Origin of the sequence: Streptomyces sp. NPDC085931 (genome assembly GCF_044540565.1) — a bacterium.
In the GTDB taxonomy this organism is placed as follows: domain Bacteria; phylum Actinomycetota; class Actinomycetes; order Streptomycetales; family Streptomycetaceae; genus Streptomyces.
The window spans coordinates 1-15,767 of the sequence record NZ_JBITSK010000013.1 but is presented as its reverse complement, the minus strand read 5'-3'; the positions used below and the strand labels follow the sequence as shown (position 1 = coordinate 15,767).

At 71.2% G+C, this 15,767-nt stretch carries 22 protein-coding genes; all 22 read right to left on the bottom strand.

Going from position 1 to position 15,767, the window contains the following annotated elements; genetic code table 11:
- Positions 1-84: 84 nt before the first annotated feature.
- The 22 genes from ACIGAN_RS25740 to ACIGAN_RS25635 all read right to left on the bottom strand — a co-directional run bounded on the left by ACIGAN_RS25740 (position 85) and on the right by ACIGAN_RS25635 (position 15,042).
- Positions 85-930 carry a DNA-processing protein DprA gene (locus ACIGAN_RS25740; RefSeq protein ID WP_399860926.1) on the bottom strand — a complete coding sequence of 282 codons (846 nt, stop codon included), beginning with the start codon at positions 928-930 and terminating at the stop codon, positions 85-87.
- A 212-nt stretch (positions 931-1,142) separates the two neighbouring features.
- The gene (locus ACIGAN_RS25735) at positions 1,143-1,697 is read right to left on the bottom strand and encodes a single-stranded DNA-binding protein (RefSeq protein WP_399860924.1); all 555 of its coding nucleotides are present in this window, start codon (positions 1,695-1,697) and stop codon (positions 1,143-1,145) included.
- Positions 1,698-1,741: 44 nt separating this feature from the next.
- Entirely contained in the window at positions 1,742-2,545 is an 804-nt protein-coding gene (locus tag ACIGAN_RS25730; protein WP_399860922.1) for a hypothetical protein, read from the bottom strand.
- A gap of 31 nt (positions 2,546-2,576) precedes the next feature.
- Entirely contained in the window at positions 2,577-3,188 is a 612-nt protein-coding gene (locus tag ACIGAN_RS25725) for a cell envelope biogenesis protein OmpA (RefSeq protein WP_399860919.1), read from the bottom strand.
- A gap of 40 nt (positions 3,189-3,228) precedes the next feature.
- Positions 3,229-3,600, bottom strand: coding sequence for a hypothetical protein (locus ACIGAN_RS25720; protein WP_399860916.1), 372 nt, complete (start codon positions 3,598-3,600; stop codon positions 3,229-3,231).
- Positions 3,601-3,744: 144 nt separating this feature from the next.
- Positions 3,745-3,951 carry a hypothetical protein gene (locus ACIGAN_RS25715; protein WP_399860914.1) on the bottom strand — a complete coding sequence of 69 codons (207 nt, stop codon included), beginning with the start codon at positions 3,949-3,951 and terminating at the stop codon, positions 3,745-3,747.
- 67 nt (positions 3,952-4,018) lie between these two features.
- Positions 4,019-4,615 carry a hypothetical protein gene (locus ACIGAN_RS25710; RefSeq protein ID WP_399860911.1) on the bottom strand — a complete coding sequence of 199 codons (597 nt, stop codon included), beginning with the start codon at positions 4,613-4,615 and terminating at the stop codon, positions 4,019-4,021.
- A gap of 120 nt (positions 4,616-4,735) precedes the next feature.
- Positions 4,736-5,110: a hypothetical protein gene (locus tag ACIGAN_RS25705; protein WP_399860908.1), complete on the bottom strand. Its 375-nt coding sequence runs from the start codon at positions 5,108-5,110 to the stop codon at positions 4,736-4,738.
- An 83-nt stretch (positions 5,111-5,193) separates the two neighbouring features.
- Complete coding sequence (locus tag ACIGAN_RS25700; RefSeq protein WP_399860906.1) at positions 5,194-6,693, bottom strand: ParB/RepB/Spo0J family partition protein; 1,500 nt, start codon at positions 6,691-6,693, stop codon at positions 5,194-5,196.
- A 136-nt stretch (positions 6,694-6,829) separates the two neighbouring features.
- Positions 6,830-7,306, bottom strand: a complete 477-nt coding sequence (locus ACIGAN_RS25695; RefSeq protein ID WP_399861344.1) for a hypothetical protein — start codon at positions 7,304-7,306, stop codon at positions 6,830-6,832.
- A gap of 132 nt (positions 7,307-7,438) precedes the next feature.
- On the bottom strand, positions 7,439-8,128 hold the full coding sequence (locus tag ACIGAN_RS25690) for a hypothetical protein (RefSeq protein ID WP_399860903.1): 690 nt from the start codon (positions 8,126-8,128) through the stop codon (positions 7,439-7,441).
- 62 nt (positions 8,129-8,190) lie between these two features.
- Positions 8,191-8,430, bottom strand: coding sequence for a hypothetical protein (locus tag ACIGAN_RS25685; RefSeq protein ID WP_399860901.1), 240 nt, complete (start codon positions 8,428-8,430; stop codon positions 8,191-8,193).
- Positions 8,431-8,488: 58 nt separating this feature from the next.
- The gene (locus ACIGAN_RS25680; RefSeq protein WP_399860899.1) at positions 8,489-8,833 is read right to left on the bottom strand and encodes a hypothetical protein; all 345 of its coding nucleotides are present in this window, start codon (positions 8,831-8,833) and stop codon (positions 8,489-8,491) included.
- Between the two features lie 161 nt (positions 8,834-8,994).
- Positions 8,995-9,600 carry a hypothetical protein gene (locus ACIGAN_RS25675; RefSeq protein ID WP_399860896.1) on the bottom strand — a complete coding sequence of 202 codons (606 nt, stop codon included), beginning with the start codon at positions 9,598-9,600 and terminating at the stop codon, positions 8,995-8,997.
- 13 nt (positions 9,601-9,613) lie between these two features.
- Positions 9,614-9,817 (bottom strand): hypothetical protein, encoded by a 204-nt coding sequence (locus ACIGAN_RS25670; RefSeq protein WP_365744377.1) that lies wholly within the window; start codon positions 9,815-9,817, stop codon positions 9,614-9,616.
- A gap of 16 nt (positions 9,818-9,833) precedes the next feature.
- Positions 9,834-10,205 carry a hypothetical protein gene (locus ACIGAN_RS25665; protein WP_399860893.1) on the bottom strand — a complete coding sequence of 124 codons (372 nt, stop codon included), beginning with the start codon at positions 10,203-10,205 and terminating at the stop codon, positions 9,834-9,836.
- Between the two features lie 76 nt (positions 10,206-10,281).
- Positions 10,282-11,349, bottom strand: a complete 1,068-nt coding sequence (locus ACIGAN_RS25660) for a hypothetical protein (RefSeq protein ID WP_399860891.1) — start codon at positions 11,347-11,349, stop codon at positions 10,282-10,284.
- 149 nt (positions 11,350-11,498) lie between these two features.
- Complete coding sequence (locus ACIGAN_RS25655) at positions 11,499-11,912, bottom strand: SsgA family sporulation/cell division regulator (RefSeq protein WP_399860888.1); 414 nt, start codon at positions 11,910-11,912, stop codon at positions 11,499-11,501.
- A 47-nt stretch (positions 11,913-11,959) separates the two neighbouring features.
- Entirely contained in the window at positions 11,960-12,448 is a 489-nt protein-coding gene (locus ACIGAN_RS25650) for a hypothetical protein (RefSeq protein ID WP_399860885.1), read from the bottom strand.
- A 310-nt stretch (positions 12,449-12,758) separates the two neighbouring features.
- Complete coding sequence (locus tag ACIGAN_RS25645) at positions 12,759-13,940, bottom strand: DUF932 domain-containing protein (protein ID WP_399860882.1); 1,182 nt, start codon at positions 13,938-13,940, stop codon at positions 12,759-12,761.
- A 111-nt stretch (positions 13,941-14,051) separates the two neighbouring features.
- The gene (locus tag ACIGAN_RS25640; RefSeq protein WP_399860880.1) at positions 14,052-14,603 is read right to left on the bottom strand and encodes a hypothetical protein; all 552 of its coding nucleotides are present in this window, start codon (positions 14,601-14,603) and stop codon (positions 14,052-14,054) included.
- Positions 14,604-14,670: 67 nt separating this feature from the next.
- Positions 14,671-15,042, bottom strand: a complete 372-nt coding sequence (locus ACIGAN_RS25635; protein WP_365745239.1) for a hypothetical protein — start codon at positions 15,040-15,042, stop codon at positions 14,671-14,673.
- Positions 15,043-15,767 lie beyond the last annotated feature (725 nt).

Genomic DNA, 15,767 nt, shown 5'->3' with positions numbered 1-15,767 from the left:
TCCTGCCCGGTCGGGCTGTGAGCAGGGGGGCAGTGGTGAGGGGGGAGTGGCCTCGGCCCTTGGGGGTTCAGGCGGTCGGGGGTGTCAGAGCAGGGCGAGCGCGTGGGCGGGGTGCGGACAGAGCACCGCGCGCTGTTCGGCGATCAGGCGTGTGGTGCCGCCGGCACGGATGTCGTCTTCGGCGGGCGGGGTGGTGAGCAGCGGGCGGCGCAGGTCGAGTGCGGCCTGGGCGGTGCGCAGGGTGTGGTGGTGGTCCAGGGCTTCGATGAGGAGCACGGCTTTGGACAGGGTGGCCAGGAGGTGGGCGCTGGCTTGGTGGGTGGCGCCGCTGGCGGGGGTGCCGGGCGGGTAGAGGCTGATCACGGCGCCGCCGCCGGTGGGGATGCGTTTCATCAGGGAGGCGTGGGCGTGGGGGTGGGCGCGGTCCAGGCCGCGGGGCAGGACGGCCAAGGTTGCCCGTCCGGTGAGCGCGGCCGCCTGGTGGGCGGCGGCGTCCACACCGAAGGCGAGGGTGGCGGTGACGGTGTGTCCGGCTTCGGCGATGGCGCGGGCGTAGTCCTGGGTGGTGGTCAGGGCGTGGGCGGTGGCGTTGCGGTTGCCGGTGACGGCCACCGTGCTGGCGGTCAGCTCGGGCAGGTGGTCGCGGCCCAGTACCCACAGCCCCAGCGGCTGGCGTTCACCCAGCACGGTGAGGGCGGTGGGCCAGCCCTCGTCGGAGCGGGTGATGAACTGGCAATACAGCAGGGACCTGTTGAGTTCTTCCTCGGGCCGGTAGCGGGCCAGGCGCCCGCTGGCGTCGGCTTGCACGCGCTGCTGCCACACGTCGGCGGCGCTGTGCGCGGCGAGGTCCTCGGCAACTTCCTCGGGGGCGAAGTGGGCGGCGAGCGCGGCGAGCGCGGACCGCTCGGACGGGGTGCGGGCAGCAGGCATGACGGGGTCTCTCAGACGGAAGGCCACGCCGGCGGTGAACCGGCGGGGACGAACACGGCAGGGCCGGGCAGGACAGGGTGAGGCTGCGGGGCGCTGGCAGGCGAACCAGCGCCCCGCGAGGTGGTGCGGGTGAAAGGGGGAGAAGAGGCGGTGCGGTCCCGGCAGGCGAACCGGTCCCGCACCGGATGGCGCGGCGCAGAGGGAGTGGGCTGTCAGCGGCCGGCGTTCGGGGAGACGGCATCGGCCGGGGTACGGGCGGTGGTGCGGTGCCATCCGGCGGAACGCCGCTGCTCCCACCAGGCGGGCGGACCGCCCGCCTGGTGCACGGCCGGGCCGCGGGCACCGGTTGCGGCGGGTTGCGTGGCCGTCGGGGCAGCGACCGAAGCGACCGGCGTGGTGGGGGAGATGGGGGCGGCGGCGGCCGGGCTGGGCAGGCTGGTTTCGGTGTAGGCGATGCGCTGGCGCAGGCTGATGCCGAGGTCGTCGACGCTCAGGTAGACGGCGTTGTCCCGGATCTCGGTGACGCGTCCGGTGACCAGCACGCGCACGCCGTCGACGAGGGACTCGGTGGCGTTGCGGGCCAGGTCCCGCCAGGCGGTGCACACGTAGCGGATGGGAGTCCCGTCGCGCCACTGCTGGGCGGCTGCGTCCCACTGGGTGGTGGTCTGGGTGAGGCGGAAGCGGCAGACGGCGACACCGGAGTCGGTGAAGCGGACTTCCACGCTGCCGGTCACGGTGCCGGACACGTGGGTGACGGACGGGGCCATGCGAACACCTCCTAAGTTAAATAATAGTGTGGATCGGGGTGGGGTCAACCCCCCTTGCGCTGCATCGTGATGGCCGTGCGGTTGGCGAGCCGCCGAAGGCGGGCCTTCCAGGCAGGGACGCGGGCCGGGATCGGCCGCGCTCCGAGGGTGCTGAAGACGGTGGCGTCCTCGACTTCCACCTGGAGCGGCATCGTGCCGTTGGGCCTCAGGAGCTGCTCGTGGGTGGTGTCCAGGTGTACGGAGACGCGGACGGCGCGCATGTCGGGGTCGAGGTAGGCGAAGACGAGGATCCCGGCGAGTTCGAGGCACGGCAGGCCTTCGTCGTCGGGGCCGGCCATGGAGTGGAAGACGGCCTCGCTGTTGGCCCTGGCACAGTCCTCGGGGTCGGTGAGGTCGAGAGGGGAGGGTGTGCTGATGTGGCGAGAGATGTCGTCGGTGTAGAGGGTGTAGCCCTCGTTGCCGCGGTGCCGATCGTTGCCGTAGTAGAGGTCCACCGCCGTCTGGTCGTCGGCCGGAGGGCGGTAGGGGACACCGTCCTGGTCGCTGACGTTGTCCCAGGAGCCGCGCACGTGCTGCGCGAGGGAGGCCAGGGCGGAGGCGTGGTCGGCCCACAGCGTGATGTCGTCGCCGTGCCGGTCCCACTGGTGCAGCACCCACGCCCGGCCGGTCACCTGTACCGCGACATCCTTGGAGGTCGCGAAGTTGAAGTGGCTGAACCACTCACTGAGGATGTCGGCGGTGTCCGCGCCCGGCCATTCGCCGGTGCGCAGTTGGAGGTTGTCCATGAGTTCGGCCAGTTCGAGGATGGCCGCGCCCTCGGGCGTGGCGGCGTCCGGTGTGATCCGCACGGGAGTCTCCTTTCATGGGTGCAGGGGGCGGTCAGGACTCGTTGAACAGGGTGTTGAGCAGGTCCATCGCGTGCTGCTGGTGGGGGGTGAGGGTGGCGGTGCGCAGCAGACGCCGGCGCAGGACGGGCACGTCGGTGCTGATGCCGATGGGCGCATCGGGCCGGTCGGGCGCGAAGACGATGCGGTAGCTGGAGGTGTGGATCATCAATGCCTCGTAGCGGTCGGCGGGGCGGCCGCTGCGGGCGGTGTGGCCGTCGTCGGGGGTGCGGGCCGGGCATGGGCAGGCCGGGTCGGTGCAGGGGCGTCCGGCGGGGTGGGTGGCCAGGACGGAGGTGCGCCGGTAGTGGGTGGCGGTGCCGTTGAGCATGGGGCAGTGCGCGGCCGTGTAGGGCAGGCACTCGGGGTGCAGCGCCGGTTCGGGGGCGTGCCCTCGGGCGGCGTCGGCCGGGCGGACGACCAGGTAGCACCGCTCGTTGAGAGCCTCGCCGCAGATCTGGCACAGGTGCCGCAGGAAGGCGGTGCGCGCCCGGTCGGCGTCCAGGCTGCCGAAGGCGGCGTGCCCGCCGTGGATCAGGGACACCCACGGCACGACCAGCCCGCCCGCAAGCGGCCGGCGCGCACAGCGCTGCGGTATCGCGTGCATCTGTCTTCTCCTATCGGTTCGAGGAACGGGCTACGGGGCGTCAGGTGCCGGGCGTCGGAGGGTCGGTCAGGAGGTCCTCCCAGCGGACGTAGTGGCATCCGGTTGCCTCGTGCAGGCGCAGGTGCAGCCAAGCCAGGCCCTGCCCGGTGCGCAGGACGGCTTCAGCGCCGATGGCCGCGGCCCTGGAGTGGACGGTGTCGTCGCCGGGGTCGGCGAGGGCGAGGATCAGGCCGGGACGGTGGGGCATGTGGCGCAGCGTGAAGGCGTTGTAGTTGCGGTCGTCCAGGATCACGAGCGGGGCGAGCCGGTACTCCTCGGCGTTGAACAGCGGGGTGGGAAGGGTTCGCAGCGGAACCGCGCAGGGCAGCAGACCGAGCGGGTCGTCGTCTGGGCTGTCGCTGATGACCAGCACCGGCGTCCACGCTCGCGCCGCAGGCGCTGGAGCTGAGTTGGGCATGGCGGTACACATCGCTTTCCTCGTCGCCAGAGATGAACCTGGACCAGGCCGGCGGGGCGGGACGAACCGCGTGGGCATCCCGCCCTTGTTGCCGGTCGGTCAGCCGAGCGGGTAGAGCACCAGGGCCCGGACGGCGCTGTCGGGGATGCGGCGCGCATACAGCTCGCGCAGCTGCTGGTCCTGCTCCAGACGCTCGGCCAGCGGGTAGATGGCGCCGCTCTGGCCGGTTTCGGTCCGCAGGTAGCGGCCGTGGCCGAAGGTGGTGAACGGCGAGAAGGAGTTGCCCTCGGCATCGCGGGACAGCATCACCACCGTGGTGCCGGGCAGTTGTGGGCGGTTGGACGCACGGAGCTGTCCCAGACGGGGCGGGCGGTCAGGGGCGGGGCGTCGCCGGTGTTGGCGCGGCCGGGTTGGTTGTCGGGACGGGCCACTGCCAGGTGCCGTGGTGGAGGTCGGTCCAGCGGCGGGCGCCGTCCGGATTCCACGTCACCCGCACCGGGCCCCAGCCGCCGATCGGACAGGTGCGGCGGATCGCTGCATGGTGGCCGGGGAGGTGGTCGCGGCGCAGATTGCTGCCGTCCAGCTGCGGGGCTTGGCCGAACTGGTCCAGGGCTTGGAGCACGTCGGCCAGCAGCGCCCACAGTTGGTCGGGATCCTGGGGCAGTCGGCGGATGCGGTCGTTGGAGGCGATGATCCGCCGGGCTGCCTCGTCACCGCGGCGGAACCAGGTGCCGACGCCGGGGGTGGTTCGCACGGCCGCACGCAGCTGCTTGGTGTCCGGCCTGGCGGGCTGGCCGGGGCGGGTGAGGATGCGGAACGTCTCGGCCACTGCGAGGTAGTAGGCCGCTTCGTGTGCCGGCTTCGGCGGGCCGTCGTCCGCCTCGGTGCTCGGCGGCTCGGGCACGGGCGCGCCGCTCATCTCGCGGGCGTAGGCCCGGGCGGCTGCAACGGTGCGCAAGGAGATGGCCATGGTCGCTCTCCGGCTTCTCGTACGTCTGAGGGAAGGAACGGCCGCGCTCTGGCGGCTGTTGGGGCCGCCGGGCAGGACAGGGCCGTGCGCCGTGCCCTGCCCGGCGAGCGCGGGAACCGGTCAGTCCTCGATCAGGTCCAGGCAGGAGATCGGGATGCCGCTGCCGGGCAGCCGGTAGCGTGTCGTCCCCTCCGGGATGCGGTAGCGGTTGTTGCGCGGGTCGGTGCGCAGCAGCCGGGTGGACTCCTCGTCCAGCAGGAAGCCCGCCCGGCTGCCGGTGCGGTTGCGCTCCTGCACGGTGCTGGTCAGGCGGCGCAGGAAGGCGGGGCGCAGCGAGTCGTTGATGCGGGCGCGGCGACCGGCCACGATGCCGCTGTAGGCGGCCTTGTCGATCTCGCCGAGCCGCCGGGCGGCGGCCTCCTGTACCTGTGCGACGGCGGCCGCATCCGGCAGCTGCCGGATGAAGGTGCGCACGTCGTCGATACCGATGGACATGGTGGTTCTTCCTCTCTGAGGGGAAGGGGACCGGCCGGGCACCGGGCGTGCCCGGCCGGAGCCTTCGGACAGGTGAGGGAGCGTCAGGCGTCGGCGCTGGAGTCGCCGTCGGTGTTGCTGTCGTTGGTGGGCCGGTGGCTGGCCACGGCCTGTTGCTCGACCTCGGAGAGCTGGTAGCTGCCGTTGTCGGCCTTGCCCAGGGACTCCAGCAGGAGCAGGTAGCGGGCCTGCCAGGGGGTGAGGTGCGACCAGGTCTTGGGCTCGCGGATGCCGTACTCGCAGGCGGCGGCGACCTGCGCGAACAGGGCGTTGGCAAGGCGGGCCTTGGGAAGTTGCGCCGCCGTCTCGGCCAGGTCGGCCTTCTCTGGCTCCTTGATGCCCAGGAACCGCGCGAGGGTCTGCGACTCCTGCTTGTCGGTCCAGGAGCTGTAGTAGTAGGGCAGCGTGAGCAGCACTTCCTGCGCGAAGACGCGCGCGGCGTCCGGCAGGGTCTTCATGCGCACCAGCCGGGTGACGAAGTCCTGGCGCGGCCCGACAGCGGCCTTCCACGCCCGGTTGCAGGCGATGACCTTCCGGCGCTCCTCGGCCGCCTTCTCGTCCTGCTCGCTGCGCGGCTTCTTCGGCTTGGGGCGGACCTTGTGGCCGTACTGGGCCGGGTCGGCGCAGTGCCACACGGGCCGGTGCTCGTCATCCAGCCGGGCACTGTGGCCGGGGCAGCCCTTGTGTTTGTCCTCGGTGAGCGGGTTGCCCAGACCGGTGGTGAGTTCGGACAGCGGATGGGAGGGGTCCTTCTGACCGTAGAACGGCCGCGTCAGCAGCGGGATACCCGCCTCCTCCAGCTCCGCCATCACCTTGGCCCGCTTCGCGGCGTCGGCCTGCTCGGCTTTCAGCAGCGCCATTTCCTGGTCCCAGTGACCGCGCCCGCCACTGCCCTCCGCCTGGTCGCGCTCCAGCGCCCGCAGCAGCCGCCGCTCGGCGTTCGGCACGTCCTGGACCTCGGCCAGCTGGGCGGTCTGCTCCAGATCCATCCCACCGGCCGCCGCCCGGCGCAGCGCCGCGTCGTCCAGCTTCTGCGCCGCCTTCGCCTGCTTGGCCGCGTTCTTGCCGACCCCCAGCGCCTTGGCGGCCCTGCGGCGGTCGACCTCGTCCATGCCGATCAGCGCCAGTTCTTGCGCCTTGAGGGTGTCGCGCTCGCTCATGCCCTCGCGGTGGTCGTTCTCCACCAGGGACAGGAACCGCGTCCAGCCGTCGCGGCCCACCAGGTCCTCACGCACATACGCCTTCACGGCTCGCACCGGGCGGCCCTCCGCCTCGGCGGTGGCGTTGGCGACCTGCTGGGCCTGCGCGCGCCGCCAGCCCTTGAACACCCCGAAGGTGCCGTCGGGCTTGGGCCGGACGCTGATGGGCTCCTCGACGCCGATCTCCTTTACGGAAGCGATCAGCTTCTCGTCCGGCTCGGTGTCGTGCTCACGGGCGTTGCACTCGTCACGCACCAGCAGCGCGGCGTCCAGCCACACCACCTGCGTGGTGTTCTCCTCGGGAGGAGCGGGCGATTCGGTCGGGGTCGAGACGGCGGTAGCCATGGGGCTCTCCTTCTCCTTGCCTCGTCGGCGGAACAGGGCGGCTGCGGGGGTGCGCACCCTTGCCGTACTGCTAATAATGGTTTGATTTGCGTTGGGGTCTAGATGCCTCTTGAGCTGCGGAAACGCTGGCTGAAGGTCAGAGGGTCAGGCGGGTGACCTGACGGGTGGGCAGGTGAACGCGCAGGACGTCCTCGTGGCCCGGCGGGTCCAGCGCCGCGAGCCGGTTGAGTGCGGCGGCCAGTTCCGGGTCGGCGAACATCTCCTCGGTCATCGCCGCTTCGCCTACCGGTACGCGGGTGACCGTGGTGGTGGCGTGCCGCAGGTCGGGGATGTCCTCGCTGCTGGTGAGTGCTGCGATGAACGGGCTCCAGCCGACTCCCAAACCCTCCGTCGTCCGCTCGATTGGAGCGAAGTACGCGGCCACCGCCGGGCGGGCCCCCTCCTGTCCGGCCGCGAACGCGGCGACCCGGTCCACCACGACCTGCCGCCAGGCCTCTTCGGTGGCCGCGAGTGCTTCGATGATCAGCGCGTCCAGGCTCCTGGGTGGCATGCGACGCAGGGCGTCCCGCATCGGCTGCTCGGTCGGCGCGGCCAGCAGTCCGGCCAGTTCCATCGGCTTCACGGGTGGTGTCCTCCTCGCGTGAGGTGGGGCGGTGCCCGTCGTCGGGGCTCCGCGTTCTCAACAATGTCAATAATAGTATGGATGTGGTAGGTGTGAACCCCCATCTGACCTGCGGTTTTGCCGCTAGTCGTGGTCGTGGCGCGGCGGTAGCGGGAAGGTACGCCAGGGGGCCGTTCGTGCGCACTGCTCGCAGTAGACGGTGATGCGGTTGGCGGTGCAGGCGCCCCACTTGCACTCGAAGCGCTCGCGCGGCGCGCACAGCATGCAGCGCCATAACGTGATTCCGTGCAGCTCGCACGGCGTGTAGCGCTCGCGCCGGGGCAGGGCCTCCCGTGCGGGGCGGGGGCGTTCCAGGCGGTCCAGCTCGGCGGTCGGGAAGGACTCCTGCCCGTCGCGGATCCAGCGCGGCGACAACTGCTTGTAGCGCTCGGGCGTGGTGTAGTACGGCTGCCCGGCCCGGCTGAACACCAGAGCCAGGTGGCCGGCGGAGACCAGGGCTTCCAGGCGGTGGTAGTCGAACTCCGGCATCAGATCCAGCATCTCGTCCTGGCGCAGGCTCCAGGCGTAGCCGTACCGGCGCAGGATGCGCCGCTCGGCGGCCGCGGGGCCGCTCTGGGCGGCGTCGAGTGCCTCCACGGCGGCGATGGCGGCGGCAGGGTCGGCGGCCAGCTCGCGCGCCGCGGCCTCGGCGGCCTCGGGGGTGGTGTGGCTGCTGAGCGCGTACCCGTGGAGCTGGTCCACGACCTGGTGCGCTCCCGCGCGCTCGGCGGTGGCGTACCGGACGGGCGGCTTGGGGCGGTGGTGCCGGGACATGGCGGACCTCCGTCGGTGCAGTCGAAGTAGGGGTAGTTGCCTGGCTGGGGCGGGCGCCGTGCTCAGCGGGTGGGCGGCGGCCGGTGGGCGCAGAAGACGTAGTGACCGAGGTCGCGCAGCACGCCCGCGATGCGGTCTGCGGCTGCGGGGGTCTGGTCGGTCCGACGGGTATACGCCTCGATGTCGTCGTTCCAGGCGAACCCCTGGCACGTGAGGTACTGCGTGGTGGCAGGTGTGAGGTCACAGGAGGACTGGGGGGCGGCGACAAGCCCGTGAGCGGGATCCAGTACGACCAGGAACACGGGTCTCCTTCGGGAACTGCGGGCCGCCCGCGTGGGGCGGCCCTATGGCTATGGCCTGTCAGTGGGTGACGGTGACGGTGTAGTCGGTGTCGAGGACGGCGAGCGCGGCGCGGATGGCGGCGCGGGTCTCCGGGCTGGGCGCGGAGTACTGGAACTCCAGGGCGCGCACAGCGTCGTTCAGGTGGTCGTCGGGGATCGGCAGCCGGTAGCCGCTGCGGTAGAGGGCGACGGCGGTGGCGCTGGCGACCCGGCTGCGGTTGTAGGCGACGGCCTCTGCGGCGCTCGCGGTGGTGCCGAACGCTTCGCGGGCGGTGGGCGGCAGGGCGGCGATTCCGGCGTCGAAGCGGCGGGTGGGGATGCGCAAGCGGGTCGGTCGCAGGGCCCGGCGCAGCGATCGCAGCATGGCAACTCCTAAGCAGGGAGGGCTGAATCCGCGAAAGGGGAGGGCGGTTGCCGCCGTCATGAAAGTGCGAGAGGGGGTCGGGCGGGGGAGGGCTACCCCCTCTCGCATTGCTAATAATAGTGTGTTAATGGTTGGTGTGAACCCGCCCCTGAACTGCTCTTTTACTCCTGGGGTGCCCGGATGAGGGCGGTGATCATGGGGAGTACCGCGTGGGGAGGGCCGCCGGCCTCGACGTGGACCCGTTCCCCAGAAGCACCGACCGTGACGGAGAGACTGTCGACCTGGGCGGGGGCGTGTTGTCCGGTAGGCGCGGGGGTGGGCTGCCAGATGATCCGGGTACGCCGGTGCTGCTCCTCGACGCGGGCGCCGGGCAGGTGGGCGGCGATGGCCTCCGCGACGGTGCGGCGGGCGCGTTCCTCGGCCTGCTGACGGGCCGTGAGCTGGGTGACCTGTTCCAGAGCCTGGGCGTGCAAGGGGTACAGCCGCCGGGAGATTTCGCGGGCCACGTGGGCCGGGCTGATGGCCGTTACCTTGATCGACGGCGCCTGAACCTGGGTCTCGTCCGGCAGTCCGGCGTAGATCTGCAGCCGGTCGGGGCGCCGGGGGTCGTACTGGTAGAGGCGCAGGCCCCGGTTCTCGTCGTCGATGATGATCCGTCCCAGCTTGTGCGGATAGCCGGGGCGGGTGCGGCAGTGCGTGCCCAGTTCGCGCGCCACCTGTTCGGCGAACGCGTCCATCTCGTTCTGCGTGGTCAACTGCTGCGCCATGGCGGCGGCTCCTCTACGTCCTCGGGCGGGTGGTCGGCCCCGTGCCGGGGCGGTGGGCGGGGGCGTTGTTCTCGCGGCGCTGGGCGTCGCGGCGGTAGTCGTCGGCGGTGTAACCGGTGTCGCACCACGGCTTGCACAGCTCGCCCGGTGCGGCGCCGCACGTTTCGCAGTGGTCGTCGAAGTCCTCGGGGCGCCACGGGCGCGGCTGGCCGGTCACGGCTTCACCTCTCGGTTCAATGGGTGGTGGTCCACACCTGAAGGCCGGTGGCGGTGTGGGCGGTGACGCTCGGGAATGCCGGCATGTCGCGGTAGTCGGACACGCGCACGTAGCCGCCGGGCTCGGTGTCCAGGCGGATGATGTCTCCCTCGTGCTCCCATACCGCGAGCAACTCCGCGGGAAGAGCACTGATGTCGTCGGCCTCCACCCGGGCTGTCCACGCGGTCAGTTCCTCGCCGTAGACCTGGCGCCACTGGCGCAGGATGAACAGCAGCTGGCCGAAGTCGTCGACCAGGGCCAGCGCGCGGGCCTCGTGGGGAGCGGGGCACTCGGCGAACCGGGGGACGTCGGGGCGGGTACGCTCGCCGAGACTCATCAGCCAACCCATGATCAGATCCTTTCTCATCGATGCGTGCCGGGGGCGCCTGGGGGTGGCCCGGTGGGGGCCACCCCCCCGGGGAGGGTCAGGGGTGGGTGAGGTCGCGGTGGATGCGTTCGCTGGTCTGGCGTGCCTCGCGGCGGGCCTGCTCGGCGGCGGCCTCGGGGCTGGTGGCGTAGACGACGTCGACGCTGCCGAAGGAGTCTTCGGCGTCGCAGGCGTGCTGGTCGTGGGCCTCGGCCCGGGCGGCCGGGTCGGCCGGGGCCTCCTCGATGTGCCAGATCTCCACTTCTCCGCCTCCCTTCCACTGACCGACCACGAAGTAGGCGCGCTCCGCCCCTTCGGGCCCGGCACCGTGCGGGGCCGGTCGGCGGCTGCTGGGCCGGGTTTGGGCGGCGCGCAGGGAGTCGGCCTCGGCCTGGGCACGGCGGGCGTACTCGCGCTCGCGCACGGCTGCGGTGCGGCAGTACGGGCCCCGCCACTGCTCCACTGCGACAGCGCGGGACAGGGAGCCGGGGTAGTCGGCCAGCACCAGCAGCAGTGCCGGGTGCGGGCAGGCAATGAACCAGCGTGCCGCGGTCCACCACGCGGCCACGGCGGCACGCCGTGCGGGCATCGCGGCCCGGGCCTGATCCTCCAGGCGGGCGGCTTCGGCCTGGTGGTGGGCGACCGACCACGTCAGGAAGCGCAGCATGGCCGGGGTGTCCCGGCGCCGGGCGCCCTCCAGGATCACGAACAGGTCCTCGCGCTGGGCGACGTGCTCGGCGCAGCCGCGCAGGACGGCGGTGAGCGTCGCCTCGGTCTTCGGTGACGGCTCGTGCCCGGCGGCGGACTCCATCGGATACACCGCCACCTGCGGGTGGTTGAGGTCGTCCCGGTAGAGGGTCAGGCTGCCCCGGTAGCCGGTGCGGCTGCGGGCAAGCCGCGGCAGGTCCTCGGCGGGGGCGGTGTCCCGGAAGGAGTTCACCGGCCCCAGACACGCACGCACGGCGGTGAACCGGTCCCAGTGGTGGGGGTCGTGGGTGCCGGTGACGTACACGCTGCCGCGCATCGCTCCACCCAGCTCGAACACGATGGCGTCGTCCTGGAGGGGACCGGCGGTGGCGTGCACGCGGCCGGCGGGCGTCTCTACGGTCAGGCTCGGACCGGTCATGGGCGCTGTCTCCTATACGTTCCGGGGTGGGCTTCCTGCACCGGCCCCGAGCAGAGTCGGGGCAGGTGCGGAGGGGGCGGGGGCGCTGGCGTGCTGTTGGGCGGCCCGTTCCGTCACCCTGCGGCGACGGAACGGGCGGCCGTCTTGCCTTAGCTCTCCGTCAGAAGGCGCGAGAGCTGCTCGTCGAGACACAGGTAGTCGTGTTCCGTGCCGGGCGGCACAGCGGCGTCGGTGCGCTTCAGGAAGGACTCCAGGGCCCGCGCCGGGGCCTCCAGCAGAGCCTCGCCCTCCGGCGAGCTCAGGGTGATGCACACGACGCCCTGACCGTGACTGCGCGACGGCCAGACGCGGACGTCACCGGTGCCCGTGGGGCGGTGAAGTCCTTCGGCGAGGAGGTCGCGAGCGAATACCCACGTGATGGTTTCCTCGGCTCCGAGGTGGAAGGTGGCGTGCACGGCGTAGGGGTCGGCCGTGTCATATCGCAGACCGGTCTGGACAGGTAGGGAAGATTCACCGGCCAGAATGAGCCGCAGGTGCATTTCATCGCTGACTGTGGTGTCCATGAGCGGCAGGGCCTTTCGCTCGGTGTGCGCTGGTGACGGTGGGCTCCTCACCCGTGGCGGCTCTCCTCGTCGGTGTCGGTGATCTGAGGCAGGGGCGGGGCCGGGTAGACCTCGCGCTGGACGGCGTTGACGCCCGGGCAGGGGGTGACGGCGCGGCGGACGTCGTCCAGGTTCATGGGGTGCAGCCATCCGTCACGCACGGTCCAGCCGCACGCCCGGGGGCGCGGCTCGGCGGCCGTCGTAGCGATGAGCACAGCGCGCCTAACGGTGCTGCCCTCCAGGGCGAACACCAGCAGCGCGCTGAGGGCGTAGAACTCGGCGTCGTCGACGACGGCCAGGCGGGCCGGGTCGGTGTTGAGACTGAAGTCGGCGCGGCCCGTGACGAACGCGTCGTCGGTGCGCTCGGCCGCGAAGTTGAGCGTGTGCGTGCCGTCCCCGAGTGCCTCGAACACGGCGGCAAGGGCGGTCATCGTGCGGTCCATGGCGGCTTCGGTGGCGGCGTCGTCGGGACGGACAAGCTCCGGGCGTGCAGACATGGCGTGTCACTCCACGGTGGGTCGGGGCGCAGCAGAGGCGTTCTCTCTCTCTCTCCCCCCCCCCCGCAGCGGGTGGCCCCGGGCTGCGCCCGGTGCAGTGGGGGCGGCTCGCTGCGCTTGCCGGGGGTGGGGTCCCCTGCGCTGCGCTTCCGGGGACCGGCGGGCGGGCTGCTGCGCAGCCGCGTGGTGCGGCAGGGAGGGGGCGGGCGCGCTGCGCGCCCCTGCTGGGGTGGGGCGCTGCGCGCTGGGCCCGCGCGGGCCGGGGAGGGGAGGGCGGGGGGATGCCCCGGCCCGCGCGGGGGCTGGACGGTTAGCCGTGTGCGGCGGCGGCCGTGAGGGCCGGGAGCGCGAGCGCTTCCAGGGCGGCGGCCTGATCGGCGTCGGTGAGGGTCTGCGCGGTCGACGTGACGGCCTGCATGACGCCCCCGGCCGTGATCTGCCCGCCCCGGATGAAGTGGGCCAGGATGGTTTCCTTGGCCTCGGCGCCGATGCTGAGCGTCTTGGTGACGTGCTCGATCGTCTTCGTCGGGTCGGCCAGCGGCTTACCGGCCGCGTCCTCCATCTCACGCACCTTCGCCTCGACGTACTCCCGGGACAGGAACGTGCGCACAGCGTCGGCGGTCTTGGACGTGATCAGCTCCAGCGTCTTGCGCTGGGTCTGCCCGGACCAGGACACCACGCCCTCATCCTGCTTGCCGCCGAGGTGGACGGCCCGCATGACGTCCCGGGTCATGGTCATGCCGTTGCGGCAGACCTGGACGACCGCGCGCGGGGTGATTGTGTAGGCACCGCCGCCTACCTCGCTGTTGGTGATGACGAACCCGGCGGAGATCAGCGGCAGCTCATCACCGCTGCGCTCGTCGAACGGGGAACGGTAGCCGCGCAGCAGGCTACGGGCCTGCACGGCGACCGCTTCGGACTCCACCCGCACGTACATGCGCCGGTCAGTCAGGTCGCAACCGGTGACCTGGGTGGGGTGCCCGGACTGCTTCACCCCGTCCAGCGCGGCCAGCAGCATGTCGAGGTTGTCCATCAGCTTGTAGCTGTCGGACAGCAGCGCACGGGCCACGCCCTCGGCCGGCCGCATCCCGGGGCCGTGCTCACCCCGGAACGCACGGAGCATGAAACGCCGCTCGGGGGCGGTGCGCAGCCACGCGTTGACGTTCTCGTCCAGCAGCGGGACGTTGTCGGTGCGCATGCGGCGCAGGTAGGCGAGCGGGATCTTGAGCTTGTCGGCGATGCCCTCGTCGGCGACGGCGGTGGGCCGGTAGACGCCGTCCACGTCCGTCACACCGTCCTCGGTGATCAGCGACTCCACACCCTGCACGTGCAGGTTGCCCTCACGGAAGCGCAGCGCGGCGGCCGGAGCGATCACGTCCAGCTTGCGGCGGTTCTGGTCCTCCAGGATCCGGGCCAGATCGGCCAGACCGGCGTTCCGGGCCCCGGTCGGGGCGGCGACGTTCACGGCGCGCTCGGCGAACTGCTGAGTCATGCTCTCCCCTTTGCAGTGGTCTTTGCGGGTCGGGGGGCGGGGCCACCGCCCCCCGATGCACAAAATAATAGTAGGGTTTGGGAGAGTGTGAATCCCCCTCTGACCTGCGCCTTACTCCATCCTGCGGTACTCGGGTTGCGGGGTGATGCTCACCCGGCGCACGTTCTTCACTACCGTGGCGAGGATGCCTCCGCGCATCTCGCACAGGTCGTAGCGGAGTTCGGGTACCTCGCTGAATGGGTCGGCGTGCGCGTGAATGGCGCATACCCAGTAGCTGCCGTGACAACTGGTCAGATTGCCGTGATAGTCCACCTTCTGCCACAGCACCGGCCCGACGTGCTGCGGGTCCAGACTCCGCGCCACGGCGATAAGCACTGGATCGGCCATCCGCTCGGCCATCAGCAGGACGAACGCGCGCGCGACCGTCCCCCGGTCTACCGGCACATCGGCCAGAGCCGGGCCCGTGTGCCCGGTGCGCACACCCATCGCCCAACCCAGCTCGAAGAACGGCCGCACCATCTCCAGTTGCTCATGCGGCACCCGCTGCGCGTCCGGGCCGCTGCTCGCCAGTTCCCGCAGCGCGTAACCGGCCTGCTCCCGCTCCGCTGCCGTGAGCGGGGCCCCGGCTTCCTCGACCTGCTCCGCGATCCGCGTACCCTCCATGACTTCCCTTCCCTCGTGCCGTTGCCAGACGGAAGGGGGCGCCCCGGAGGGGCGCCCCCGGAGTGCACTACTTCAGGAACCCGCGCGACCGCAGGAACTCAGACGTCATGAGCGCGATCCCCTGCGGCTTGTAGATCTGCGGAAACCTCCGCATCTCGACTTCGGTGCGCCCGGTCTCGTCCGGCTCGATGAACTCGTGGACGATCCGGTACGGCTGGTCACCCTTCGGCATTTCGAGAACTACCGGGCCCACCTTGGTGTCGAAACGAATTCCGGTGTAGTTCGCGTCGATGTTGTGCACGATTTTCGCCCCCGCTCGCTGGCACATCAGCGGAAGAAAGTTCGCGACCGTGCGGGCCTGAATGGCAAGGCCGTTGACAGGGGCGTTCTGCCCACCGCGCACCCGCCGCACGATTCCACCAGAGATCTGGATTTCCACGTTTCTCCCCTTCGTTGGTCACGCTGCGGTTCCTGGAGGTCGCCTCCCCCAGGACTCTTAATAATAGTAGGGTGAGGCGTCGGATGGAAGGCTGCTGACCGCACGTGTTGCGCCTGGGTGTTGCTCCATGACGTTGCGTTTGGGTGTTGCGCTATGAGGTTGCGTCAGGGTGTTGCACCGCCAACGGGACCGCCTCGCGAGATCCACAGCTCAGCCCGGCATTCCCCGCCGGTCGGACTGCTGACATCCCCTCTGCTGCCGCTCTCCCTGCCCGAAATGAGAAAAGAGAGTGGGGGCGGGTACAGGCGGCGCGACGGCATCGGGGATCGGGGCCCACAGCTTTGATGACGCGTCGGCGGAGCCTCCGCGCCCGGACGCTGGCGCGCCCGGATTGGCGTACGGGGTGAATCGGCTAAAGGCCGGGCAACATTTTCAGGAAGAAGAGGGCACGCAGTCTGACGGGGCCACAGGGCCATTCCAGAACTAATCGGGGCGCCCGCTTTGAAACCTGGGGGGAGGGGGAGGGTCGGTTCCACCAAAGCTACATGCTGCATCAACCACGCTCCCGGCTCCGTTCGTTGCTGCTCGGGCCGTAGGCCCGTTGTCTGACCGCGCGCAGCGCGGTCAGACCTAGTGCGGGGGCGCAGCCCCGCTCTGCACCGGGAGCGCAGCGAACGGGGCATCAACTTGCGTGCGTAGCACGCAGGTTGTGAGGGACGCGCAGC